General features: G+C 52.0%; 24 protein-coding genes. 21 read left to right on the forward strand and 3 right to left on the reverse strand.

Annotated elements, in window-relative coordinates:
- Positions 1-12 precede the first annotated feature (12 nt).
- The 12 genes from pduL to ACZ481_RS05230 all read left to right on the forward strand — a co-directional run bounded on the left by pduL (position 13) and on the right by ACZ481_RS05230 (position 12,621).
- Positions 13-684 carry a phosphate propanoyltransferase gene (pduL, locus tag ACZ481_RS05175; protein ID WP_464769096.1) on the forward strand — a complete coding sequence of 224 codons (672 nt, stop codon included), beginning with the start codon at positions 13-15 and terminating at the stop codon, positions 682-684.
- Positions 677-2,782 (forward strand): oxidoreductase, encoded by a 2,106-nt coding sequence (locus ACZ481_RS05180; RefSeq protein ID WP_464769097.1) that lies wholly within the window; start codon positions 677-679, stop codon positions 2,780-2,782. Before pduL ends, ACZ481_RS05180 begins: the two co-directional genes overlap by 8 nt.
- A 23-nt stretch (positions 2,783-2,805) precedes the next feature.
- Positions 2,806-4,056: an iron-containing alcohol dehydrogenase gene (locus tag ACZ481_RS05185; RefSeq protein ID WP_464769098.1), complete on the forward strand. Its 1,251-nt coding sequence runs from the start codon at positions 2,806-2,808 to the stop codon at positions 4,054-4,056.
- 26 nt (positions 4,057-4,082) lie between these two features.
- Entirely contained in the window at positions 4,083-4,358 is a 276-nt protein-coding gene (locus ACZ481_RS05190) for a BMC domain-containing protein (protein ID WP_464769099.1), read from the forward strand.
- A gap of 66 nt (positions 4,359-4,424) precedes the next feature.
- On the forward strand, positions 4,425-5,489 hold the full coding sequence (buk, locus tag ACZ481_RS05195; protein WP_464769100.1) for a butyrate kinase: 1,065 nt from the start codon (positions 4,425-4,427) through the stop codon (positions 5,487-5,489).
- Between the two features lie 14 nt (positions 5,490-5,503).
- Positions 5,504-6,343 (forward strand): 4Fe-4S dicluster domain-containing protein, encoded by an 840-nt coding sequence (locus ACZ481_RS05200; protein ID WP_464769101.1) that lies wholly within the window; start codon positions 5,504-5,506, stop codon positions 6,341-6,343.
- 80 nt (positions 6,344-6,423) lie between these two features.
- Positions 6,424-6,834 (forward strand): 4Fe-4S binding protein, encoded by a 411-nt coding sequence (locus ACZ481_RS05205; protein WP_464769102.1) that lies wholly within the window; start codon positions 6,424-6,426, stop codon positions 6,832-6,834.
- Positions 6,835-7,048: 214 nt separating this feature from the next.
- Positions 7,049-7,822: an ATP-binding protein gene (locus ACZ481_RS05210; RefSeq protein ID WP_464769103.1), complete on the forward strand. Its 774-nt coding sequence runs from the start codon at positions 7,049-7,051 to the stop codon at positions 7,820-7,822.
- 4 nt (positions 7,823-7,826) lie between these two features.
- The gene (locus tag ACZ481_RS05215) at positions 7,827-8,555 is read left to right on the forward strand and encodes a hypothetical protein (protein WP_464769104.1); all 729 of its coding nucleotides are present in this window, start codon (positions 7,827-7,829) and stop codon (positions 8,553-8,555) included.
- Positions 8,556-8,592: 37 nt separating this feature from the next.
- Complete coding sequence (locus ACZ481_RS05220) at positions 8,593-9,435, forward strand: AAA family ATPase (RefSeq protein ID WP_464769105.1); 843 nt, start codon at positions 8,593-8,595, stop codon at positions 9,433-9,435.
- Positions 9,436-9,511: 76 nt separating this feature from the next.
- Positions 9,512-10,864, forward strand: a complete 1,353-nt coding sequence (locus ACZ481_RS05225) for an S-layer homology domain-containing protein (protein WP_464769106.1) — start codon at positions 9,512-9,514, stop codon at positions 10,862-10,864.
- A 443-nt stretch (positions 10,865-11,307) separates the two neighbouring features.
- Positions 11,308-12,621, forward strand: coding sequence for a sigma-54 interaction domain-containing protein (locus ACZ481_RS05230; protein ID WP_464769107.1), 1,314 nt, complete (start codon positions 11,308-11,310; stop codon positions 12,619-12,621).
- A gap of 220 nt (positions 12,622-12,841) precedes the next feature.
- Here ACZ481_RS05230 and ACZ481_RS05235 read toward each other — a convergent pair whose 3' ends face one another.
- Positions 12,842-12,967, reverse strand: a complete 126-nt coding sequence (locus tag ACZ481_RS05235) for a hypothetical protein (protein WP_464769108.1) — start codon at positions 12,965-12,967, stop codon at positions 12,842-12,844.
- Between the two features lie 175 nt (positions 12,968-13,142).
- A complete protein-coding gene (locus tag ACZ481_RS05240) occupies positions 13,143-13,739 on the reverse strand; it encodes a helix-turn-helix domain-containing protein (RefSeq protein ID WP_464769109.1) in 597 nt (198 codons plus the stop codon).
- 211 nt (positions 13,740-13,950) lie between these two features.
- Between ACZ481_RS05240 and ACZ481_RS05245 the strand changes: the two genes are divergently transcribed.
- From ACZ481_RS05245 to ACZ481_RS05270, 6 genes are all read left to right on the forward strand, one after another.
- A complete protein-coding gene (locus ACZ481_RS05245) occupies positions 13,951-14,241 on the forward strand; it encodes a hypothetical protein (protein WP_464769110.1) in 291 nt (96 codons plus the stop codon).
- A gap of 362 nt (positions 14,242-14,603) precedes the next feature.
- Positions 14,604-14,843, forward strand: a complete 240-nt coding sequence (locus ACZ481_RS05250; protein WP_464769111.1) for a hypothetical protein — start codon at positions 14,604-14,606, stop codon at positions 14,841-14,843.
- Positions 14,844-15,082: 239 nt separating this feature from the next.
- Positions 15,083-15,217, forward strand: coding sequence for a hypothetical protein (locus tag ACZ481_RS05255; protein ID WP_464769112.1), 135 nt, complete (start codon positions 15,083-15,085; stop codon positions 15,215-15,217).
- Between the two features lie 169 nt (positions 15,218-15,386).
- Positions 15,387-16,304 (forward strand): transketolase, encoded by a 918-nt coding sequence (locus ACZ481_RS05260; RefSeq protein WP_464769113.1) that lies wholly within the window; start codon positions 15,387-15,389, stop codon positions 16,302-16,304.
- 14 nt (positions 16,305-16,318) lie between these two features.
- Positions 16,319-17,326, forward strand: coding sequence for a transketolase family protein (locus ACZ481_RS05265; RefSeq protein WP_464769114.1), 1,008 nt, complete (start codon positions 16,319-16,321; stop codon positions 17,324-17,326).
- Entirely contained in the window at positions 17,326-18,468 is a 1,143-nt protein-coding gene (locus ACZ481_RS05270) for a RuBisCO large subunit C-terminal-like domain-containing protein (protein ID WP_464769115.1), read from the forward strand. Before ACZ481_RS05265 ends, ACZ481_RS05270 begins: the two co-directional genes overlap by 1 nt.
- A 231-nt stretch (positions 18,469-18,699) precedes the next feature.
- Here the strand turns inward: ACZ481_RS05270 and ACZ481_RS05275 are convergent, their stop codons facing one another.
- Positions 18,700-19,770 carry a uroporphyrinogen decarboxylase family protein gene (locus tag ACZ481_RS05275; RefSeq protein WP_464769116.1) on the reverse strand — a complete coding sequence of 357 codons (1,071 nt, stop codon included), beginning with the start codon at positions 19,768-19,770 and terminating at the stop codon, positions 18,700-18,702.
- 176 nt (positions 19,771-19,946) lie between these two features.
- On the opposite strand from ACZ481_RS05275, the gene ACZ481_RS05280 reads away from it, so the two are divergent.
- Genes ACZ481_RS05280 through ACZ481_RS05290 form a run of 3 tightly spaced genes read left to right on the forward strand, consistent with a single transcriptional unit; the run spans position 19,947 to position 23,449 of the window.
- Entirely contained in the window at positions 19,947-20,621 is a 675-nt protein-coding gene (locus tag ACZ481_RS05280) for a corrinoid protein (protein ID WP_464769117.1), read from the forward strand.
- A gap of 9 nt (positions 20,622-20,630) precedes the next feature.
- Positions 20,631-21,644 carry a uroporphyrinogen decarboxylase family protein gene (locus ACZ481_RS05285; RefSeq protein WP_464769118.1) on the forward strand — a complete coding sequence of 338 codons (1,014 nt, stop codon included), beginning with the start codon at positions 20,631-20,633 and terminating at the stop codon, positions 21,642-21,644.
- 35 nt (positions 21,645-21,679) lie between these two features.
- Complete coding sequence (locus ACZ481_RS05290) at positions 21,680-23,449, forward strand: ASKHA domain-containing protein (protein WP_464769119.1); 1,770 nt, start codon at positions 21,680-21,682, stop codon at positions 23,447-23,449.
- Positions 23,450-23,512: the final 63 nt, after the last annotated feature.

The raw sequence follows: 23,512 nt of genomic DNA on the forward strand, positions 1-23,512 counted from the left end.
GGGGAGGAACTCGTGGAGACAGTTGGAATTCAGGAAGAATTTATCGCGCAAATTGTTAAAGAAATCATACGCAAGCAGCAAAAAAACGATTTTTTGTCGATTCCGGTGGGCGTATCGAACCGGCATGTGCATGTATGCCGGGAGGATCTTGATATTCTGTTTGGCACAGGGTATGAACTTTCTCCCTGGCGGGAGCTATCGCAAAAGGGGTATTATGCGGCCAAGGAAACGGTGGTGGTGGCCGGACCCCAAGGCGCTTTGCCAGGGGTTAGGCTGCTGGGCCCGCTGCGGCCAGCCACGCAGATTGAACTGTTGCTTTCCGACGCCAAAACGCTGGGAATTAAGATACCCATTCGGGATTCAGGCACGATAGCCCGGTCAGAGGGTGTGACGATTATCGGCCCGCAAGGCATTGTGGTCAATAATACCGGTGTGATGGCGGCTTGGCGGCATATCCATATGAACACAGCGGAGGCGCTGGCGCTGGGCTTACAGGAAGGCGACGCCGTACAGGTCAAAACAAAGGGTGACCGGGCTCTGATTCTGGCCAATGTCAAAATCAGACTGGGTGAGAATTTTATCACTGAACTGCATGTGGATGTGGATGAAGCTTTCGCCGCCCAGCTTAAGAACGGTGATAAAGCGGAAATCCTCATAAACAGCAAGGGGGACAATCATGGATAGAGAAGAAATTATCCGGCAGGTCGTCAGCGCTTTGCAACAGCAGGGCGTTGCTACCGAAGCGGCTGCCGCTGGCAAGACGAATGCCAAACAAGCGGCAGTGCAAAGCAGCGTTGTGTATGAACGGGCCTGCGGCAGCCGCTACTATCCTTCGATGAAGGAATATGCAAGTTTATTTGCTCCCGGCCATATCGGCGGTTTGGAAGTGAAAAACCGGTTTGTCATGCCGGCCATGGGGACTAATTTCGCCAATCCGGACGGAAGCGTATCCCGGCAGATGATTGATTATTATACAGCCAGGGCCAGGGGCGGCTTTGGGTTAATCGTTATTGAGGTCACCGCCGTCGATCCTGTTGGCAGGGCCATACCGTATCAGGGCGGGCTCTGGAGTGATGACTTTATCCCCGGCTGGAAAAAGCTGATTGATTCTGTGCATCAATATGGCGCCAAAATCGCCGTTCAGCTGCATCATTGCGGCCGGCAGACCGACCGCGCTACCATCGGCGGCGCGCAGCCGGTAGCGCCTTCACCCATATCCTGTCCGGTTAAAAAGACTCTGCCACGGGAACTGACAACGGCAGAAACCTATGAGATTATTGATAAATTCGGCCAGGCTGCCGGACGGGCACTGGCTGCCGGCTTTGACGCCATTGAGTTCAACGGGGCGCACGGCTATTTGATCGCCCAGTTTATGTCGCCTTATGCCAATAAGCGAGTCGATGAATTTGGCGGCGATTTTAAATCCAGGCTGCGCTTCCCGGTTGAAATTCTGCGGCGGGTAAGGCGCGAGGTCGGCAACGGCTTTCCCCTCATTTTCCGGATGAGTGGTGAAGATAAGGTGCATGGCGGCCGCAGCCTCAGGGAGACGCAAATGATTGCCAGGGTTATCGAAGAAAATGGCGCTAACGCGCTGAGCATTTCCAATGGCACCTATGCCAGCCTCCACCATATGTCCGCTCCGGGCGCTCTGCCCCCTGGCCATAATGTCTATGCGGCGGAGGCCGTGAAACAGGTGGTTTCCCTGCCGGTCATTACGGCCGGGCGGATCAATGACCCTGATCTGGCCAAAGCGATTATCGCCGACGGCAAAGCCGATTTTGTCGCCCTGGGGCGGGTTTCCATTGCCGATCCCGAGTTTCCCAACAAGACGGCTGTCAATGCCACCGACGAGATTTCACCCTGCATTGCCTGCCTGCAAGGCTGCGTAGGCTACCTGTTCGATCCGGACCAAAAAAAGATATCCTGTCTGGTTAACCCGTTTGTTGGCCGGGAAGGCGACTGGCAGATCAGACAAACCAGCCGGCCCAAGAAAATTGTGGTTGCCGGCGGTGGCCCGGCCGGGCTGGAGGCTGCCTGGATCGCCGCCAAACGCGGCCACACAGTGGTTTGCTATGAAAAAGAACCGGTGCTCGGCGGGCAGTTCCGGCTGGCCGGCGTACCTTCCACCAAGCAAGACATCCTGACAGCCATTAAGTATTATGTCAGGATGGGTGAGAAGTATGGCGTGACCTACAAGCTGGGAACCGAATTCACGGCCAATATGCTGGCGGTCGAGAAGCCGGATGCCGTGCTGCTGACGACCGGCGGCGTGCCGCTCATTCCCCGGATCAAGGGCATTGAGAATCCGCGCTTTGTAAACGCCGTCGACGTTCTGGGCGGGAAATGCAGTGTGGGCAGTAAAGTCCTGGTGGTCGGCGGCGGACTTGTCGGTGCGGAAACCGCCGACTTTATCGGCGAGTATGGCTCAGAGGTTACCATTATTGAGTTTAAGCCCGCCGTTGCCGCTGATGTGCAGGCCTTTGTCCGCAAGTATCTGCTGGAGCGGCTGCGCGAATACGGCGTGAAACTGCTGACCGGCGCTAAGGTCATGGAGTTTCTTGACGACGGCGTGATTTACGAGAATACCGATGGCGGCGCCGGCGCCATCACGCTTCGCGGCTTTGACAGCATTGTGCTGGCCATGGGGGCAAGGTCCTATAATCCGCTCGAAGAAGAGCTAAAAGGCAAAGTGGCTGAACTGTACGTCATCGGCGATGCGCTCAAGGCGGGCAAGGCCATTACGGCCATTGAACAAGCGGCAGAGATTGGCGTGACGGTATAGGCGGGAAGGAGTAGCGATGGCTAATGGAGATCAACGAAGAACTAATCAGAAAAATTGTGGCTACGATTGTGGAGAATACTGCAACCGGACTGGCGGCAGCGTCCAAGCGCACTGACGCTGCCGGAAACTATCTAATTGCTGCGCAGGCCAGCCCGACAATTTTCGGTGAAGGCGCCCTGCAAACCGTAGGCTTGCGGGCGAAAGAACTGGGCTGTAGCCGAGTGCTGCTGGTAACCGATGCCGGCATCGTGCGCCTGGGTCTGGCCGATACCGTCAAAAATTTATTGCTGGCGGCGGGGCTGCAGGTCGTTGTATTTGACAAGGTGCGGCCGAACCCGCTTGACAGTGACTGCAACGCAGGCGGCCAGCTGGCGCTGGCGGAAAGGGTTGACGGCATTGTGGCGCTGGGCGGCGGCAGCGTCATGGATTCGGGCAAGGCAATTAAAATCCTGACAGCCAATCCTTTGCCCATTTCCCAGTATTACGGCACACTTTCTTACCGGCCGGGTGTGCCGCTCATCCTGATTCCGACCACCGCCGGCACAGGCAGTGAAGCGACCAAATATGCTGTTTTGACTGATGCCGCCACCCACGCCAAGAAGGTGGCGCTGGCGACCGGCGAGCTGGCAATCTGCGATCCGGAGGTGACTTATCAATTGCCGCCAGGGTTAACCGCCGCCACCGGGATGGATGTATTCGCCCATGCCTGCGAGTCGCTCGCCGGCAGTGTCCACAACCCGAAAGCGGATTTGCTGGCCAGGGAAGCGGTGGCCAAGATCAGCAAATGGCTGCCGGTTGCGTTTGCCGAGGGCAGCAACAAAACAGCCAGACGTGAGGTAATGCTGGCCTGCAATTTCGCCGGCATGGCCTTTAATGATACGCTGTGCCACCTTGGCCACGCGGCGGCGCACAGCATTGGCGCCACCTTCAATATTCCCCATGGCATTGCCTGCGCCTGGGTGCTGCCGGAAACCATGGTGTTTTGCGCCGAAGTGCACCCGGAACGGGTGAGAATGATTGCCGATGCTATGGGACTGGAGTATGATCCCTATAGTACTTCCCAGGAGCTGGGCAAGCTGACGGCGGCTGCTATTCGGGATATCGTACGCAAAATCGAGATTAAATCGGTTGCCGCCAGCGGCATCAGCCGGGAAGCGCTGCAAGACGTATCCGGCCTGGTCATGACTGACTTTTGTTATCCCTATATCCCCAGGGCCGTCACCGAAACGGAAGTGAAGGACTTCCTGGGGCGGGTCTATGACACCTATCAGTAACATAACATGTTGAGGAGGAATTCGTAGTGGCACAAGAAGCATTGGGATTAATTGAAACAAAAGGTTTGGTAGCAGCCATTGAGGCCAGCGATGCTATGGCCAAGTCGGCCAATATTATTATTGTCGGCTGCGAAAGAATTGGCGCCGGTTTGATAACCGTTATGGTGCGGGGCGACGTTGGGGCTGTCAAAGCAGCTACCGATGCCGGGGCGGCGGCGGCGCAAAAGGTCGGCGAGGTATTGTCCGTTCATGTCATTCCCCGCCCCCACACCGACACGGAAAAAATTCTACCCAAGCTGTAATGGTGGTTTACCCATCCGGAGAGTGAACCGACGGTTCGCTCCTTACACAATATACGGAGGCTGGATATGGATAAAATCTTAGTCATTAATCCCGGATCAACCTCGACCAAACTGGCGATTTATGAGAAGTGCCGGATGGTAGCGGAAGTCACTGTTCCGCATGAGCCGGAGTTTATTGCCGAATTTTCTTCGGTTACGGAACAACTGCATTACCGGCGAGCACTGGTCGAGGCCTGGCTGGAAGACCGGGGCGAAAGCATCGACTCGTTTGCGGCCATAGCCGCCCGGGGCGGGTTGCTGAGACCTGTGGCAAGCGGTACCTACCGGGTTAATGACAAAATGCTGGCGGATTTGCGCCAGGCGGTCTATGGCGAGCATGCCTCCAACCTGGGAGCGCAAATCGCTGCGGCCCTGACCAGGGAGAGCTCTGTTCCCTGCTATATTGCCGATCCGGTAATTGTGGATGAGCTGCAGCCGCTGGCCCGCATTTCCGGTCATCCGTTACTGGCGCGGAAAAGCGTTTTTCATGCCCTCAATCATAGGGCTGTCGCCCGCCGGGCGGCGGGCGAACTGGGAAAGACGTACGAGGAAAGCGCGCTGATTGTTGTCCATCTGGGCGGCGGCATTACCGTGGCGGCGCATCAGAACGGCAAGGTGATTGATGTGAATAACGGGTTGGACGGGGATGGGCCGTTTTCGCCGGAAAGAACCGGCGCGCTGCCGGCCGGTCAACTGGTGGCCTTGTGCTTTAGCGGCAACTATTCCCAGGCGGAGATACAGAAAATGCTTAACGGCCGGGGCGGAATGTTTGCCTATGTAAACAGCAAGGATATGCGGGCGGTGGAAGAGTCTGCTAATGAGGGGGATTCGCAAGCGGCCCTGCTGTTTGCGGCCATGGCCTATCAAATCAGCAAGGAAATCGGGGCTTACTCCACCGTGCTGTACGGCCGGGCCGACGCCATTGTCATTACCGGCGGCATTGCTCATTCTGGTAACATGATCGCCCTGATCAAAGAGCGGGTTGCCACGATTGCCCCGGTAATGGTTTATCCGGGCGAGGATGAAAATACGGCGCTGGCCGCAGCGGTGGTACGCGTTCTGAATGGCCGGGAGACCGCCAAAGAATATTAAAAGGAGGAATAATTATGTGTCGCTATTGTGTTGAATATGGCAACGGCACCAAATGGTACCTTAATCCTGACAACTATAACCCGGAGCTTTATAAAAGCGAGTTTCACAGCAAATCCTTCAATATGCTCACAGGTGTTGGCAAAAATACGTTTGAAATGGGCGCCCTGCGGGTATACGATGATTTTGTGCCCGACTATTACGGGGCCGACCCTGGTGTTGTCGGCAGCGAATCCTTGATCCGCCACCAGGGGCAGGTTGTACCGACAGAGGATATCCTGAAGGTGATTGATCTGGCTGGTGACCGGTTTGCCTTGGCCCATTGCGCCTGCCGCCGCTATAACGGTGATGATGACTTTTATTCCTGCCTGTGGTTTGAGGTCGCTGTCGACAGAATTTTAGAACAGCGTACCTGGGAGACCGATACCAAAGTGTTGACCAAGGCGGAAGCGAAGCAGTTCATCAGAGAAATGTCAGCCCTGGGCATGGTGCATACCTTGCTTGATGTGGGCACTGATACCGATGGCAAGCCCCCGGTGGTGGTCTGCAACTGCCAGATCACGGACTGCGTCGCCCTGAGGCTGAACGCGCTGTTTGGCAGCCAGCCTTTCGGCGGTTTGAAAAGCGAATATGTGGCTCAGATCCATGTAGACAAATGCGCCAAAAAATGCCAGGATTGCCAGGCGTGTCTGAAACGCTGTACCTTTGGCGCGCTTGCCTACAATCCGCTGAAAGAGAAAGTGGAAGTAATGATTTCCAAATGCTACGGCTGTGGGGCTTGCCGCAGCGTCTGTTCGAACAGGGCTATTAAGCTTGTCGACAGGAAGACATATCCTTCACTAGTGGATAACTGGTGATAAGCAACGATTTCTAACGGCAGCGGCGGTTGCCTGCAGCCACTTCTGACCCAAGATAAATATAGAATGGGGGGTTGACTATGAGTGACATGACACTCAATCCCATCGGCATTATCGCCAAAAAACCGTATTATGTTCAACGCTATAAATTGGAGATCGATTTGGAGAAATGCGGCAACGCGGTGTTGTGCCTGCAATGCGTGAAAGCCTGCAACCACCATGGGGCAAAATGTATTTCCTATGTAAACCGGGAAACTCCCGATCCGGACAATCAGCCCAAGACCCTGCGGGACATCCACCATATCGTAGGGGGCGGGCTGATGTATAACTGTGACGGCTGCGGTCTCTGTGTGGAAGCCTGTCCTAAGCAATGTATCCGGCTGATACCGCCGGAACCGCAGCTTCCCCGGGCTGTCATCCCGGCCAAGCCGGCGACGGTTCGCATCGTAAAGCTGAAGGACGGCACCAGCCATATGCCTGCTGGGGAGTAACCTTGGCCGCTGAAGCCGGACAGTTCCCTTCTTTGGCAGCTGGCGCCACCGTGGACGGCATACCCTGCTTGCTAAAGCGGGAGTCCTAAACCTGGTAAACACAAGTAACGCATATGGAACTGCCCGGTTACTCCGGGCAGTTCATTTAAATATCCTGTGCGGTTTTACCATGGCATTCAGGCCATAATGACTGCGGGCAAAGGAAGGAAACAACATGCGGAACACAAAAATCATTTCCTTTTCGGGAAAAGGCGGGACAGGCAAGACAACGGCGGCCTCACTGCTTTTATCCTCGGCCATCCGCCGGGGAAAATGCAAGGACATACTTGTAATCGACGCCGATCCTGATGCCAACCTTGCCACCACCCTTGGTGTGCAAGCGGCGCAAACGGTAGGCTCATTGGTAGACAGGCGCAAGAATGAAATGGAAAGCGGCCAGTGGGGGCCCCGGCTTCGTTTTGCCATATGGGATTTGGTTGTTCACGGGGAAAAATTCGATCTGCTGGTTATGGGCAGAACAACAGGCGAAGGCTGCTATTGTGATTTGAACAGTATGCTGACCTCCATCCTGAATGAGACCCTTCCCATGTACAATCTGGTTATTATCGATTTTGACGCAGGGCTGGAACACTTCAGCCGCAGAACTGCGAATCCCACCGACACCCTGATCGTGGTATGCGACCCGTCAGGCCTCAGCCTGGATACGGCCAAACGCATCCATGAACTGGTTGATGAATTGGGGCTGCCCTATGCGCGGGAGTATGTACTGGGCAGCCGGTTTCAAACCGGCCAGGCTGCTGATTTTGATGAGCTGGCCGGGGAAACAGGGATGGTAAGCCTGGGCTTTTTGCCTCTGGACAGGGAGATTATGAATAAAAATCTGGCGGGAGAAAGCCTCCTGACACTGGCTGAAAATAATCCGGCCCAGCAAAGGATGGATGGCATCTGGGAGCGGATTGCAGCGGCTCAGGGGCGCGGGGCGGAGTGATGCAATGGAAACAGTGAGCAAGGATACGGCCGTTTCGGCGTTCAGCCCGAAAACCCAAATCAGGAAACCGGTAACAGACAGGACCATGCTGGCGGCCTTAGCAGCTTACTTTTATGGACAGGGATATTTTGTCGATACATTTTTCCGGCCGCCCAAATGCAACGGTTACCTGGATCTGGCGGCGGTTATGCCCCGGATTCGGGAAATGAAGCCGCGGCTTACCCGGGGGTTTGCCCCGTCAGGCGTCATTTCCTACCTGCTGGACAACGCCGGCTGGGTGAGCGTCCGGCAACTTGCCCAAATGACCGGATATTCTTACGAAGTGGTAGGTAAATTGCTGGAAGAAGCCAATACCAACGGCTGGATTGAGCTGGATCTGACCCAGCCCCAACCCCTGTGCCGGCTGCTTGATTACAGGGTCCCGGCCAGCGAAATGCTGATTGCCTTTGACGGTATGCATGATCTGGCGGAAAAAGTAAGGGTATTCAAAATGCTGGCAGGTGCTTTCGACAGAGGTTATTTTGCTTTTACGGATATAGTGGACAATGAAACCATCGAGTATGTGCGCAAGACAGGTGCAGGTGTTTTGCGCTTTTATGAAAAGCACGGCATGTTTTTGGAAATCCTGCCGTCAGAGGAGTTTGCCATTATTGATGAAACGCGCCGGGCCATGCTGATTGAACGCACTGTCAGCCGGATCGTATTCCGGAAATCTTTGGACGAGCTGATTTGACAGTGATTAAAATATTTTATTAAAGAAAGGATAAAGCATGATAGAGCCTAAAACAAAAATCGTGTCATTTTCCGGGAAGGGCGGGTCCGGTAAAACCACCACAGCGACCCTGTTTCTCTATGCCGCGCTGCAATCCGGCCAATTCAAAAAAATTCTTGTTATCGATGCCGATCCTGACACCAACATGACCAATACCTTGCAGTTGTCTCCTGCCATGACCGTTGGCGAAGCCCTGGACCGGCAAAAGCGAAGCCGGGAGGAAAACGGCTCCGGTGGCGGCAAGCTGGCGGTATTGCCGGCGGAAGTGATCTGTCAGGCGAACGGGTTTGACTTTGTGGTGATGGGGCGCTCCCGGGGCGTGGGCTGCTATTGCAGCGTCACCGCTGTCCTGAATGAGCTTTTGGGAAAAACGATGGATGCTTATGAATTGGTGATTATTGATTACGATGCGGGGCTGGAGCATATCAGCAGGAAAGCCGGCGGCACGGTCGGTACGCTGATCGTGACCTGCGATCCGTCCAAGCTGAGCTTTGAGACGGCGGAACGGATAGAACGGCTTTTGCAGGAAATACAAGCCGGCTTTACCGGCAAATTTATCATTGGCTGCCGGTATTTGGAAGAGCACAAGGCTGTTTATGAAAAGCTGGCAGCCAAAACAGGTTTTGTATCACTTGGCATCGTGCCGCTGGACCGGGAAGTGGCTGCAAAAAATCTGCAGCGGGAATCCCTGCTGACATTGGCCCAGAGCAATCAAGCCGTTATGATTGTAGGAAATATGTTTCGCGATCTGCACAGAACAGACAGGGGCAGCATGCTGCCGGAGTCAGAGGAGCATCAATCACCGGTTGGGAAGATTATGGAATCCGCTGATAAAAGGTAAGATAAGGCCATAGTAGGCAAAAGTTATAATTAGATTTATTTAAATTTTCAAATATTTTTACCGGGAGGGTATTATAATGATAAAGCAATTGGTTTGTGCACTGGTTATAGTGTTTCTTACTGCTTTTAATATCCCCATATTTGCCAGCAGCCCTGCTGGTATTTTTGCCGATGTTCCCTTACATCACTGGGCCTATGCCGCAATTCAGCAATTGATTGATGAAGGTGTTCTGGCAGGCTATGATCAGGGCTATCTTCACGGGAGCCGACCGGTTACCCGTTATGAAATGGCGATCATTGCCGGCAATGCTATGACCAAAATGGACAAGGCCAACGAGCGGCAAAAAGATTTAATTCAAAGGCTGGCTGCCGAGTTTCAGCCCGAGCTGGAAAAATTTAATGGCTCTGTGGACAAAGCCGAGTCTGATCAAAAAAAATTGCAGATCAATATCGTTACTCGGATTCAATACACGCATACTTCCCTTACAGGGAACCGGCCGGGCGGCGCTCTCGGCGGCGGCACCTTCGATCATTCCGATCCGTTTTCAGAGCGGGTCCGGATTACTTTCTCCAAGCAGGTGAATGACGACTGGAACTGGGTAGGGCGCATGCATCAAGACAATTTCAACTTTCAAAACGGCAGCTACGGCAGTGGCGCCGAAATTGACCTGTTTTATCTGACAGGCAATATTCTGGGAGGAAAGGCAGAACTGGGAAGAATGTACCTGTACCCCGGCAAAGGCGGGTTCATTAACCGTGATTATAAAGCCGATCTCCTGGCTTACAGTACCTACACCGCCGATAAGAAGCTCTGGTTCAGGACAGGGACCGGCTACAGTGAAATTCCGGCTTTGGAACCGACGAAAAGCACCGATCTTAGTTTTGGCGAAGTAAAATGGCAGGTAAACAGGACTACGGACATCGGTGCGTATTATTATCAGCAGAACCGGAAAAACGGCGTCGAGGACGTTAAGGTGTACTCGGTTAATGGCGCGTATCGGTTACCCAATACCAAGCTGACGCTTGTGGGGGAGTGGGCCAGAAATGAGGCGGCCCCGTTTAAAGGGAAAACAGGCTATTGGCTTGGGTTGAATTCAGGCTATGACTTTTCCTACTGGAGCCCGGCTTTGGTTGATATGGTGAATTCGGCCAATGTGGGCTCACATGGCTGGGGGCTGACGTACCGGCATATGCCAAGCGGCGTAGCCGGTGCAAACAACTCCAACGCCTATGCGACTTGGTCTCCCTGGTGTAACGATAAGAGTGGCCAACTGATGAATGCTATTGATAATGTTAATGCCATCCGCTTTGATTATCAATGGGTACCGATGAAAGGCCTTATTGTAATGACCGGTTACGACAAAATTAAGCCAATTGACCAGCGCCAGGATTATGGTGTATTTTATTGTAATGTAAACTTCAACTTTTAGAATGGTATATGGGGGATAATAAGCCGCGTTATCGCTAAAAATAGTCTCCATTGACTCCCCACGGCTAATTTATCAATCATTTAATATGCCGCTTCAGAGACGGGACCGGAATAATGTACGAGCTAAGAGTGCGGGCAGGTTGTAGACCTCCTTCTGTGTATAATTTTGTTGGGTAGAAACATTCGGACCCATAATTAAGGGCTTCTCTTTTAGCGAAGCTCTTGATTATGTTGTTTGCCAGCAGTCAGCCAAGACCGGTTGCATTATGTTGTTAGTACACAAGCATTATAATGCTTGACCCGGTAAAATACATAGCGGTATACTAACTTTAGAAAATACCGAAAGCTACTTTTGTCCATACAAATATTTCATTCTGCGCATTGATTATCCATTCTTAATTTATTTAATTTTCGTTTTACTTAAGAATCCGGGGAGGAGAGCCAATGCAGAAAAACAAGGATACCCTAAGAGAATTATTATTTACACTTTCCTACTTTAACAAAATTGCTCAGAATGATATAGCTGTCGGTTTAACAGACTTGAAGGAATATATTGGTTATTTCAGAGCAAAAAACTTTGAATTAAATGTGCCTACTGGTACCCCTATTAAAGGGATAACGGCGATTGAAGAATGTATCCGTACAGGCAGGGAAACCTATTGTGATTTTCCTGCCGAAACCTGGGGCGTAGCGATAAGAGCCATATATGCCCCAATCTTTGATGACGACGGCAACGTAATCGGAACAATTAGCTCCGGCGTTAAATTGGCGGACAGTGCCGAAGCACTAAAAGCAGCAAAACAGCGTGACAACAGCAACATGGCTTGTTACAGTTTTGATGATCTGATATTTCACAACAAAAAAATGGCGGGATTAATCCAAAGCGCTAAGCATATTTCCTTCAAGGACACTACAATATTAATCCAGGGAGAAAGCGGTACAGGGAAAGAAATATTGGCGCAAGCAATCCATAATTATGGTAATCGCCGTAACAAAGCTTTTGTTGCGGTTAATTGTGCCGCTTTGCCAAAAGAATTGATTCAGAGTGAATTATTTGGATATGAGGAAGGAACTTTTACAGGCGCAAAGAAGGGGGGGAAGGCAGGAAAATTTGAGCTTGCCAATGGCGGTACAATTTTTTTGGATGAGATTGGGGATATGCCGCTGGCTGTTCAGGCTAATTTGCTTAGGGTTCTGCAGGAAAAAAATGTTGTTCGGGTTGGGGGCGGCCACACGATACCTCTGGATGTTAGGGTTATTGCAGCTACTAATAGAGACCTGCTGCAAGATGTAGAAGCTGGATGTTTTAGGCGAGATCTGTTTTATCGGCTGTCTGTGATTACTCTCTCTATTCCTTCTTTGAGGGAAAGAAAGGACGATTTAGAGATTTTAATACAGCATTTTATGAAAAAGCATGCAGGATTAAGTGCAGCGGACATTACCATTTCGCCTCAAGTAAAAAAATTTTTAGCGATCTATGACTGGCCGGGAAACATACGGGAACTGGAAAACACCGTAATCTATTTTTTACATTACATGAGTGGAAATACAGTTACGGTAAATCACCTTCCTGCTAGATTTCAAAACTCGGCAAAAGTTATTCCGGAGAAATTCGATATGCTAAATGAAGTCGAAAAACAAACCGTTGTCGAAGTATTTAGAAATTGCGGTTATAATATATCTCTTGCAGCGAGTGTTTTAGGAATTACGAGAGCCACTCTGTACAGGAAATTAAAAAAATTTCAAATATCTTTTTAGGGTACTACGAGTTGCCGTAAGCGGAAGGTTTTACTCCTGTGCCCTGTTTAAAGAGGACAACGCAAGAACAAATCAGCCTCAGTTTGGATGTCACTTCGCAAGTCGTTTCCAAATGAGAAAAAGACGGTTACGCTAAAACGTTGCCAAGGCGGCGGGCCGGTGGTATTATTACTGGCCATGCCAAACCCACCGGCCCGGGTCTTTAGCTGACCAACTGCTCTCAGGTTGAGGGATGATTGGGACCGGTCAGATGTTTATCGCCATGGATATTCTTATTTTTAAGGTTTTTATTCTGTTCTTTTGCCCGCTGCTGGGCTAAAGAGTCATTGGCGTTATTTTTTGCCATAATATCACCTCCTGGTTTATGGTTTGCAGGTTCCGTGATTTACATGCATATTCGCCAATGAAACGCCTGACAGGGTTTGGGGTTGGGTAAAATTTATTCAGGAGCAGGGACGATGGTGTTGGCTTGCGCTTTTAATAAGCAATGACACCGTGTCCCTGCCTTTGTTGTCTTTGCATTACTTTATGTCGCGCATTATTTTTATTATTTGGCCATTAACCCATAGCTGCTTGGCGCTGTAGATTTGCCGTGGATGTTTTGGATTGTCGGGTACTAATTCGACCCGCTTATTATAGCAAAAGACTCTTTTTAACGTGGTTTCATTGTCCAGCCGGACAGCATACACCTTGCCGTTAATGATATTGGGTGTGATATGGACTAAAACCATATCGCCGTCATATATTGTGGGTTCCATGCTGTCGCCGCTGGCAAACAGATAATAATATTCACCATTTGGTATGCCGGGGGGTAATGGCATTTCCCCTAAATGATCCGGCCGCTCTGCCAGCGGTCCGGGAATCGAAGCAAGTATCGGCGCTTTTCTACATTGGTCCCGATAATTTTGGGCCTGGATAGCAATAGTCCTGCATAAAAGGTAATCGGTTGTTACCCCGTACAGCTCGGCCAGGCTTTTTAACGTACCAGGCCCGGGGGAGCTGACACCATTTTCATAATTAGAAAGCGTTTTATTATTTATCCCTGTTATTTTTTTTACTCCAATCTGCGTTAGACCTTTGGCCAGGCGGGCATCACGAAGTTTTGCTCCCAAACTCAATAAAATCACCTCTTTATAATCTTACAACATTATCGGATTAGCGTAAAATCTTCCCATTATTTTGGAAAAATATTGACTTATAATGAAAATAATAGTAGGATGAAGGATGTAAGTCCAATTAAATGAGAATTTATGCTGGCACTGATACATTACCGTTAATCATGCAAATTAATTTAATTATTACCCATAATGATAGGAGGGTGCGTGAGATATGATTGGCAGTGTACCTCAGAAAGACGAGTCTATGACCTGTTTGGAGCTAATAGTAGAAATTCTTGCCGACCGGGCAATTAATACTTACCGGCCAGACCGGACACCAACCTGGGAGTCTGCTAATGATAATTTACGCCGCGGCATAGATTCTTTGCCTGTTGATTTCAATTCCCGAGAAGAGCTGTATACAAAACTAGATGACTTGCAGGTAACTATTGCTTCGCAAATGTATAAACACGGTTTTTCGGACGGGGTTCGCTTTATTATTGAAATCCTAAATAATAAGTAACAGGGCTTGCCGTGACTGCGGCATCCGCAATGGAAGCCGCGCAGGGAACGGCCGGTTTAATGAAAAGTTAACAGTCTCTTAACCCGGAGCCAGCATTTTTGCTGTATTATTAAGTTAACCTTTTTTTACAAAGTTTCCTCTTTTTCTACCGTTTACTCTGTAAGCGGTATTCTTTTTTTAGCAGTGCCCGGGGCTGCCGCTGTAACAGGTGATATAGAAACAACGGTTAAGGGAAACAATGAGGGATAAGACAGTGGAAAAAATATAAAGGAATATTCAGGACCTTGGCGAAGTTCCCTGTATAGAAGGAAGTAGCCATTTTAAAAGCGTAAAAGCCGGAGATGGAGGGAGAAGGGACACTAATGGAACGTAAATTAAAAGCGGCCTTGCAAAATACGATTAACGACTATAATGCAATTGGCAAAGAACTTGCTGATCCTTGCATATCTCCGGAAAGGGGCTTGCAATTAGCGGCTGCGCAAGAAGCGTTGCTTCAGGTTATCCAGCATTTTGCCAGGGCAGAATATCTGGAATGTGTCGATGGCCAGTGGCGGATCAAAGTGATTGTAATAATGGATTATGGCGATACGGGCCAGGCTTAACCAACCGGATGCAGTAAACAAAAGGCGGGTCGCTCCCTCAGGGAGCGACCCGCCTTTTGCATTTCCCGGCCAATGAGGTGTTTCCTGGTCTAATAGCCGGCTTTTTCTAAAGCCGCAGCGGCAACTGATAGCAGATAACCCAAATGCCTGGCCCAATATTTGCGCAGTAATGGCAGAAAGCTTAATAAGGTGATAAGGAATGGGTTAATTTATCTAATATGATATTAGGAGGTAGAGGCATGTTAAGTAATGCATGGGTTGCGTTTGGGCTGCTCATCACTGTGGTTATTGTTGAGCGGCTAATAGCTTCAATTGTGCTGGCTTGTGTTATAAAATATTATGACTGGGAGGATAAACATAGCAAATCACGGTGATAATGGCCGGCCCTGCAGGCTGCAGCAAAGTTCTTGCGGAATTTTGCTGCAGCCTAACGTTTTTTGGCGGCAGGGGCCGGCCGGAGTGATATTGACTGTCTGCCGTATTCACAATACAATGAAAGCAAATAAGCTGATAATAAAACAGGATAAACAGGGAGTGATGCGAATGGCTTGCACAAACGAGCCCTGGCAGGAACAGGTCAGGCAGGCTGCCCAGGGCATTAGACGCCGGGTTATGGAGCACACGATACGCAATCATGGCGGCTATCTGAGCCAGGCCTGTTCGGCGGCTGAGATTCTGGCAACTCTGTATCTACGGATTATGCATCTGGGCAAGACGGAAAAAGCGCTGGTACCGGCGCCTTTTGCCGGTGTACCCGGCCCCAATAACAACGCCGCGTCTACCGGTGCGCTGTTTAACGGGCCCCGGGGACCTGAATATGACAGGTTTATTTTATCACCCTCCCAGTATGCGCTGGTTTTATATGCCCTGCTGATTGAGACCGGCCGGATGGACCCGGCCGGCCTGGAGCAATTTAATGTGGACGGTTTTACGGTAGAGATGATCGGGGCTGAGCATTCGCCGGGGATGGAGGTCATGACCGGGTCTCTCGGACAAGGCCTGAGTCAGGCGGCCGGGATCGCCATGGCCCGCAGGCTAAAGGGCGAGCCAGGCAAGGTCTGGGTGTTTATGTCTGACGGCGAATGGCAGTCAGGCCAAAACTGGGAGGCCTTGCAGGCCATTGCCCACCACCGGCTTGACAATATCGGCATTTATGTGGATGTTAATGGCCAACAGTGTGACGGGGCAATCGGGGATGTCATGACCATCGACCCCTTTGCGGACAGGCTTGCGGCTTTCGGGGCCCGGGTGTATCAGGCGGACGGTCATGACCCGGCGGCCCTTGTCCGGCCGGTGCTGGCGCCCGCCGTTGCCGGGAAGCCTGTTATTGTGTTAGCCGCCACCAAGCCCTGGCAGGGCATCGAGATACTAAAAAAACGGCATCCTAAGCTGCATTATATTCGTTTTGCCAGTGACGATGAGCGGGCGCAGTATGACCGGGTTTTGCAGACGATGCTGTAAAGGAGGCCGAACCTATGGAAATCTTATCAAAGGTCCATGCCCGCAACCTGGTCGCCTGGGCGAAGGACAAACCGGATGTATATGTGTTGTCCGCCGATCTTACAAGCTCAACCGAGGCGGACCTGTTTCGCGATGCCTATCCGGAGCGTTTTTTGTCCATGGGCATTGCCGAGCAGAACATGATCAGTTTTGCCGGCGGCATGGCCAGGGAGGGGCTGTACCCCTTTATCCACACTTTTGCCGTCTTTATCTACCGCCGGGCGTATGATCAAATCGCTGTTTCGGTGGCTTATCCCAATCTGCCTGTGCGGATGATCGGCTTTTTGCCGGGCGTGACAACCCCGGGCGGTGCAACCCATCAGGCTATTGAAGATATTGCCGTAATGCGGGCCCTGCCGAATATGACAATTTTTGAATGCGGCGATGCCACTGATGTCGAAGGCGTGCTGGATGCAGCCCACAAGGTTGACGGGCCTGTTTACATCCGGATGCTGAGGGGGGAAATCCCCCGCCTGTTCGCCGCGGCAGAGCCCCTGCGCTTTAATCAGGCGCGGCTGATCCGGCGTGGCAGCGACCTTACCGTGTTATCGACAGGTATTTGTACCGAGGAAGCCATGCGGGCCATAGCGGTGTTGCAAAAACGCGGCCTGGCGGTACAGCATATGCATATTACCACCTTAAAACCTTTTAGTGACCCGGCGGTGCTGGCCGCCATCGCCCAGTCGCGGTATGGCGTAATTACAATGGAAAACCATTCCGTTATTGGCGGCCTGGGTTCGATTGTCGCGGAACAGATGGCTGAGGCCGGGGTTGGCAAACCGCTTGTCCGGATTGGCCTGGAAGATACTTTTGTTCATGGCGCCAGCCGGCCTTACTTGATGCGAAAATACCGGCTTGACGCGACCGCGCTGATTGAAAAAGTACAGAAGCTGACAGGCCACGACTTTGCCGTAGCAGAAGCTGAACTGGCCCAGGTGTATATTGCACCTGTGCATAGTGACGCCAAACCGGAGGCGCTGTAATGACAGGAGGAGAGCGTTTTTCCGTAGTGTACCGGTTAACAGGCAGCAGCGAACAGGAGGCCAGACAAAAGGCCTGGGATATTTGCCTGGAACAAACGGTGGAATTTCCGGAAGAGCTTATACCCGCCGGCATGATCAGGGATGAAATTGTCGGCCGCATTGAGTCCCTGGAACCAATCAGTAGCGGCAGTTATCAAACTGTCATCAGTTATGCGGTCGAGACGGCAGCCGGTGAATTTACCCAGCTGTTGAATGTTGTGTTCGGCAATATCAGTATTAAGCCGGGAATCCGGGTTGAACGGCTGGACTTGCCGCCGTCCCTGCTCAGTCAGTACCAGGGGCCACGCTTTGGCCGCGAGGGATTGCGGAAGCTGCTGGGTGTCAGCGGCAGGCCGCTCCTGTTTACGGCATTGAAGCCAATGGGCCTTACGCCGGCTAAGCTGGCGGCGATGGCCTATCAATGTGCGGTGGGCGGTATTGATATTATTAAAGACGACCACGGGCTGACAAATCAGGTTTTTGCTCCGTTCCCGGACCGGGTGGCCGCCTGTGTGGACGCAGTGGAAAAAGCCAATGCCCGGACCGGCCGGCAAACCATTTATGTCCCCAATATTACCGCACCGGCCAATGAGGTGGTGACACGGGCGAAACTGGCAAAAACACTGGGGGCAAAAGGTGTGATGCTGTCACCGGCTCTTACCGGCCTGGATGTAATGAAGTTATTAGCCGATGACGCGGAATTTGACCTGCCGGTGATCAGTCATCCGGCCTTTCAGGGCAGTTATGTGACAGCTCAGGCTAACGGCATATCTCATTTTGCGTTATTTGGCCAAATCCCCCGTCTGGCTGGGGCCGATGCTGTTATTTATCCAAACTTTGGCGGCAGATTCTCGTTCAGCCGGGAAGAGTGCCTGGACATTGTGCGGGGAACCTGTGAGGAGATGGGCCGGATCAAGCCGATTTTTCCCAGCCCGGGCGGTGGCATGAGCCTGGACCGTATTGGGGAATTGATGGCGGTATACGGCAGCGAGGTTATTTTCCTGGTTGGCGGCGGGTTATTTAAGCATGGGCCTGATTTAGAAGAAAACTGCCGCTATTTCCGTGCTATGGTCAGTAATTTTTCTAATACCGGCGGCAGCTAAAAAGGCTAAGTTCACCGGTCAGGGTGAACTTAGCCTTTTACATCCTGATAGAAAGTATCACTTTCCCTGGATAAGGGCAACATCGGCTGCCGCTTTCGCCAAAGGCTCGGCGCAAGCCGTGTTTTTCTTTAGTCTACCAGAATTTATAAAAAAATTCTGTGGACATAAGAACGACTAAGGCTTCTGCCGTCGTCCTAAAGGACTTGGCACAAGCCAAGTCTTTTCTTATCGTTATGCCAGTTTGTCGGGGTTGATTGGCCATTTGCCATAGTGACGGGCGGCGTCCATCATTGCCAGCACATTCGTGGCAGGGGTGCCTACCGGCAGGCCGCAGCCACTGGATAAAATGAACCCTTTGGGACTATCCCAGGCTTTACCCAAGCATTCTTTGACCTCGGCGGCAACCTCCTGCGGGCTCCCGCGCCAGAGCGCAAAAGGCTTGACATTGCCTGCCAGGCAGACTCGGTGGCCTACTTTAGCCTTTGCCGCCGCCAAATCAATCTGATTGTCCAAACTGAGCACAGTTGCCCCGGCATCGACTATATCATCCAAAATGTTTATGGTATCGCCGCAGATATGGACAAAGGGACCACTGCCGCAACGCTGGCTGATACGATCGGAATATTGTTTAAGGTAGGGTTTGGCAAACTCCCGGAAATGCTTATCGCTGATCAAGGTCCCCGAGGCAGAGGGTTCGGCGATGCTCGGTTTAATACCCATGGTGCACAGCACATCAATAAAGAGCAGGGCGTTATCAGTAACGTATTGCAATAACCGGTGCACCATTTCCGGGTTGCGGTACATATCCCGCAGGAATTGGTCTGTGCCCCGGACGGCGGCGGCGGTTGTAACGGGGCCGCCAAGCGAGCACCCCACGGCGGCGCGTTCCTGTACCGCGTCCTGAACAAGCTTGAGGGCTTCGAGTATGATTGGCAATCGTCCTGACCGGCAGGGATCGATCAACTCGAGTTTAGCAAGATCCTGATAGCCTGATATTGCCGGCGCACAAACAAAAGGAATGCCGTCATCAGGAAATGTCAATTTGGTGCCGATCGCCTCAGCCAGACCGAACAGACCGGGACCGGAACCGACCGAGTCTGTTTCATAGGTTTCAAACGCCTGAATCTGGGCCTGGGCCATTAAGGTGGCTGAATGGTAATACTGCGACAGCGGCCCGCCCGCCAGGCCATAGGCATGATCGGTAACTAACGGCATACAGGGTATTCGATCTAGGGGCTTGCCTGCAGCAAAAGCTGTAAGCCGCTCCTTGGGCGTCATCTCGTCCTGCCAATTGGTTTTCAAAATATCATTCCCCCAAATCCCCACCACAGTATAGTTACTGTGGTCACATATCGGTGTATTATAGTAATGATTATCTCTGGTTCAGCAGGATTCCTTCCGGCGAGGGAGGAATTGGCTGAAAAATATAGAAAAATTATATAAAATATAATGAAAATATATTGAAGAGAGGTCTGGGCGTGAAAAGACAGGAAATTTTTACTGCGCTGGCAGCTACTGTTGTCGAAATGGACGAGGACGGCGCGAAAATAGCGGCCCAAGCGGCAATTGACTCCGGGATACCGGCCTTCGAGGCAATTGCCGAGGGTTTGGTTAAAGGCATGAATATTGTTGGTGACAAGTACGCGGACCAGGAATACTTCATCCCGGAGGTGCTGCTTTGCTCTGATGCCATGCTTGCCGGTTTGGATGTGCTCCAGCCGCATCTGCCTAAGGACTATAATTGTGGCGCTGAGAAAGTAGTTATTGGCGTTGTTCAGGGTGATACCCATGATATTGGCAAAAATCTTGTAAAAATTATGCTGGAGACAGCTGGTTTTGACGTATATGATCTAGGCCGCAACGTACCGCTACGCGCGTTTGTTGATAAGGCCGAGGAGGTGGGGGCGACAATCGTTGCCATGGCCACACTGATGACTACAACTATGGATGGTATGCGCACCGTGATTGAGGAATTGGAGCAACGGGGCCTGCGCGACAAAATTACGGTTATCATAGGCGGCGGGCCTATCTCCCAGGTTTTTGCCGATGAGATAAAAGCCGACCTGTACGCGAAAGATGCCAATGTTGCAGTACGAAAGCTCAAAACCCGGACAGTGGCCGCTGCCAGCAGTAGTATGGTCTGCCAAGAATAAGGGGGAAACATGAGCCTTACAGAAAAAGAGCGCCTTACAGCCGTGCTGGCGCAAAAGCAGGTAGACCGCCCGCCGGTGATTTGCCCTGGTGGCATGATGAGCGCAGCTACTACTGCCGTCTTAGCCGGCTTTGCCCATGAGTTTCATAGTAAGCCGGCAGTAATGGCAAAAGTGGCGGAAGCGATTTGTCGGCATACCGGTTTTGAAAACCTGGGTGTTCCCTTTTGCATGACCGTGGAGGCCGAGGCTTTCGGCAGCACCGTTGATCTGGGGAATGCGGGGGTTGAGCCATGCATTACCGAATATGGAGCACAAGAATTGGCGGCGATACTGGCGGCGCCCTTGCCGGACCCTGTCAAAGACGGCAGGTCGCCGGTTGTATTAGCGGCTATTAAAGAGTTGGCGGCCCGCCATGCCGGCCTACCGGTGATCGGCAATCTAACAGGCCCTGTTAGCCTGGCAACCTCAATAATTGACCCCTTGTACTTTTTTCGGCTGATGCGCAAAACACCTGAGCAGGTTATGGACGTACTACACTATTTGACCGACTATTTAGCCGCCTTTGCCCGGGCGCAGGCAGCGGCCGGCGCTGATGTTATTGCCATCGCCGACCCCACCGCTACCGGCGAGATCCTCGGCAATGCTAATTTCCGCCGGTTTGTAATCCCGCTGCTATTACGCCTGGTCCGGGAGATCAGGCAGAGTGGGGCGGGGGGCATTGTCCATATTTGCGGCGATGCCACCGTATTGCTCAGCTCCTTGCAAGAACTTACCGGGGCGGCTCTCAGTTTCGATTCTGTTGTGAATCTGGCGAAGGCTAAAATTGCTTTGGGCGGTATACCGGTGATGGGCAATATCAATACCCAGATGCTGCATACCGGTACGCCTAACCGGATTGCACAAAATACCGGCAACTTAATCGCCCAGGGCATTGATATTATTGCGCCGGCCTGCGGTATTAGTCTGGCAACCCCCCAGTCTAACCTGGCAGCCCTTACGGATACGGTGAAAGGGTGGAGGTAGAATAAGCATTGGCCGCTCAAGTTGAAATCACATTTATGCCTGCGGACAAAAGTATAGCCGTAAATGAGGGGACAAGCCTGCTGGCGGCGGCCCGGGCCGCCGGTTTGCTGGTGGAGGCTCCCTGTGACGGACGCGGCACTTGCGGGAAATGCCAGGTTAAGGTCGCGGGGAAGCTTAATAACCCAGGCGAGCTGGAACAAAAGCAATTGGGAACCCGTCTTGAAGCGGGCGTACGGTTAGCCTGCCAGGCCAAGGTGGCGGGGGCTGCGCGGGTGGAACTATTAGCTAAGAATACTGAGGGATTTGTAGCCTTAACGGCAGCTCAAAGCACTAAGTGGCCATTTGATCCGCCTGTGCAGAGGCTTGTTTATCAGCAGCTGAAATCCGGGCAGGGTGCTTTGGCGCAAGGGTTTGACCCTCTGTTTCCGGAAAATTACTCGGGTCTGTTACAAGAACTGGCTGCTCAGCATAACCAGGGCAATGCGGCGCAAACAGCTATCGTCAGGAACGGCAGGTTATTAGATTGGCATTATCAGCCGGGACAACCCTGTTATGGCGTGGCCCTGGATATTGGCACAACCAGTGTCGTCGCTGAGGTTTTTGATCTGGCAAGCGGCAACAGTATGGGGACAGCTTCGTGTCTTAACCCGCAAACCGAGTTTGGCGGCGATGTGCTGACCAGAATATCCTTTGCTGCCAAGCAAGCCGGCGGAACCCGGCTGCTTCAGGAAAAGATCATTGCCGGGATCAACCGGCTGCTTGCGCAGGTGGCCACTGAGAATCAACTGGATAGTAAAAATATCTATGAAGTAGTTGTAGCCGGCAATACCACTATGCAGCATTTACTATTGGGGGTGGACCCCAGTTCCTTAGCCTATGCCCCCTATCAGCCGGTTTTTACGCAGCAGGTAGAAGTCAGCCCGGCCGCACTCGGGCTCGGAATATCGCCGCGCGGGGTGGTAACGATCCTCCCTTCTGCTGCCGCCTTCGTCGGCGCTGATATTCTGGCAGGGTTAGTAGCGGCTGGTCTGGCGCATGCTGCCAAAACTACGTTGTTTATCGATATTGGCACCAATGGCGAGATTGTAGTCTGTAAAGATGGTTCACTGGTGGGGACATCGTCGGCGGCAGGGCCAGCCTTGGAGGGCATGAATATCTCCTGTGGCTGCCGGGCCGAGTCAGGGGCCATTGAGGGCGTGACAATTGCCGGTGACGGCACTGTGGGGTTAAAGGTAATCGGGAATGGTTTGCCCACAGGGATTTGTGGCAGCGGTTTGATTGATCTGATCGCAGAGCTTGCAAGGTGTGGCGTCATTACCGCCAGCGGGCGGTTTGCCGCTCCGCCGAAGCTGCCTGCCGCCCTTGCGGCCCGGATGGTTGCTGTGGACGGGAAACCGGCTTTTGCAATCGCTAACGGGGAACCGCTTTTTCTGCAGCAAAAAGATGTGCGCCAGGTTCAACTGGCCAAAGGCGCCATATATACGGCCATGCACCTGTTGCTCAAAGAAATAAATCTTTGTTTTGACGATGTGGACGAGATTCTCGTGGCCGGCGCTTTTGGTTTTCACTTACAGCCGGCATCGCTGGTGGGAATTGGCTTATTACCCCCTACTTGTCAGCATAAGATCCGTTTTGCTGGTAATACGGCCAAGGAGGGAGCCAAGGCGGTTCTGCTTAATTGCCAGGCCAGTGGTGCGGTCCGACAAATTGGCCAACAAATTAAGATAATGGAGCTCTCCCTTCACCCCGAATTTCAGAGCTATTTTGTCCAGTCTTTAGCATTTCCCGCCAACAATAAGCAGTAAAGAAAAACCCAAGACTTTTTGTTGCGTCCTGCCGGACTTGACAAAAGTCTTGGGTTTTCGACA

This window comes from Sporomusa intestinalis (genome assembly GCF_055383785.1).

Bases quoted from the DNA above. Each gene is read 5' to 3' on its own strand.
- ACZ481_RS05200 (WP_464769101.1), top strand. From the start codon at position 5,504: ATGTGTCGCTATTGTGTTGAATATGGCAACGGCACCAAATGGTACCTT.
- ACZ481_RS05285 (WP_464769118.1), top strand. From the start codon at position 20,631: ATGAGCCTTACAGAAAAAGAGCGCCTTACAGCCGTGCTGGCGCAAAAG.
- ACZ481_RS05265 (WP_464769114.1), top strand. From the start codon at position 16,319: ATGGAAATCTTATCAAAGGTCCATGCCCGCAACCTGGTCGCCTGGGCG.
- ACZ481_RS05235 (WP_464769108.1), bottom strand. From the start codon at position 12,967: ATGGCAAAAAATAACGCCAATGACTCTTTAGCCCAGCAGCGGGCAAAA.
- ACZ481_RS05250 (WP_464769111.1), top strand. From the start codon at position 14,604: ATGGAACGTAAATTAAAAGCGGCCTTGCAAAATACGATTAACGACTAT.
- ACZ481_RS05210 (WP_464769103.1), top strand. From the start codon at position 7,049: ATGCGGAACACAAAAATCATTTCCTTTTCGGGAAAAGGCGGGACAGGC.
- ACZ481_RS05290 (WP_464769119.1), top strand. From the start codon at position 21,680: ATGCCTGCGGACAAAAGTATAGCCGTAAATGAGGGGACAAGCCTGCTG.
- ACZ481_RS05255 (WP_464769112.1), top strand. From the start codon at position 15,083: ATGTTAAGTAATGCATGGGTTGCGTTTGGGCTGCTCATCACTGTGGTT.
- ACZ481_RS05230 (WP_464769107.1), top strand. From the start codon at position 11,308: ATGCAGAAAAACAAGGATACCCTAAGAGAATTATTATTTACACTTTCC.
- ACZ481_RS05185 (WP_464769098.1), top strand. From the start codon at position 2,806: ATGGAGATCAACGAAGAACTAATCAGAAAAATTGTGGCTACGATTGTG.
- ACZ481_RS05205 (WP_464769102.1), top strand. From the start codon at position 6,424: ATGAGTGACATGACACTCAATCCCATCGGCATTATCGCCAAAAAACCG.
- ACZ481_RS05215 (WP_464769104.1), top strand. From the start codon at position 7,827: ATGGAAACAGTGAGCAAGGATACGGCCGTTTCGGCGTTCAGCCCGAAA.
- ACZ481_RS05225 (WP_464769106.1), top strand. From the start codon at position 9,512: ATGATAAAGCAATTGGTTTGTGCACTGGTTATAGTGTTTCTTACTGCT.
- buk (WP_464769100.1), top strand. From the start codon at position 4,425: ATGGATAAAATCTTAGTCATTAATCCCGGATCAACCTCGACCAAACTG.
- ACZ481_RS05220 (WP_464769105.1), top strand. From the start codon at position 8,593: ATGATAGAGCCTAAAACAAAAATCGTGTCATTTTCCGGGAAGGGCGGG.
- ACZ481_RS05180 (WP_464769097.1), top strand. From the start codon at position 677: ATGGATAGAGAAGAAATTATCCGGCAGGTCGTCAGCGCTTTGCAACAG.
- ACZ481_RS05270 (WP_464769115.1), top strand. From the start codon at position 17,326: ATGACAGGAGGAGAGCGTTTTTCCGTAGTGTACCGGTTAACAGGCAGC.
- ACZ481_RS05245 (WP_464769110.1), top strand. From the start codon at position 13,951: ATGATTGGCAGTGTACCTCAGAAAGACGAGTCTATGACCTGTTTGGAG.
- ACZ481_RS05260 (WP_464769113.1), top strand. From the start codon at position 15,387: ATGGCTTGCACAAACGAGCCCTGGCAGGAACAGGTCAGGCAGGCTGCC.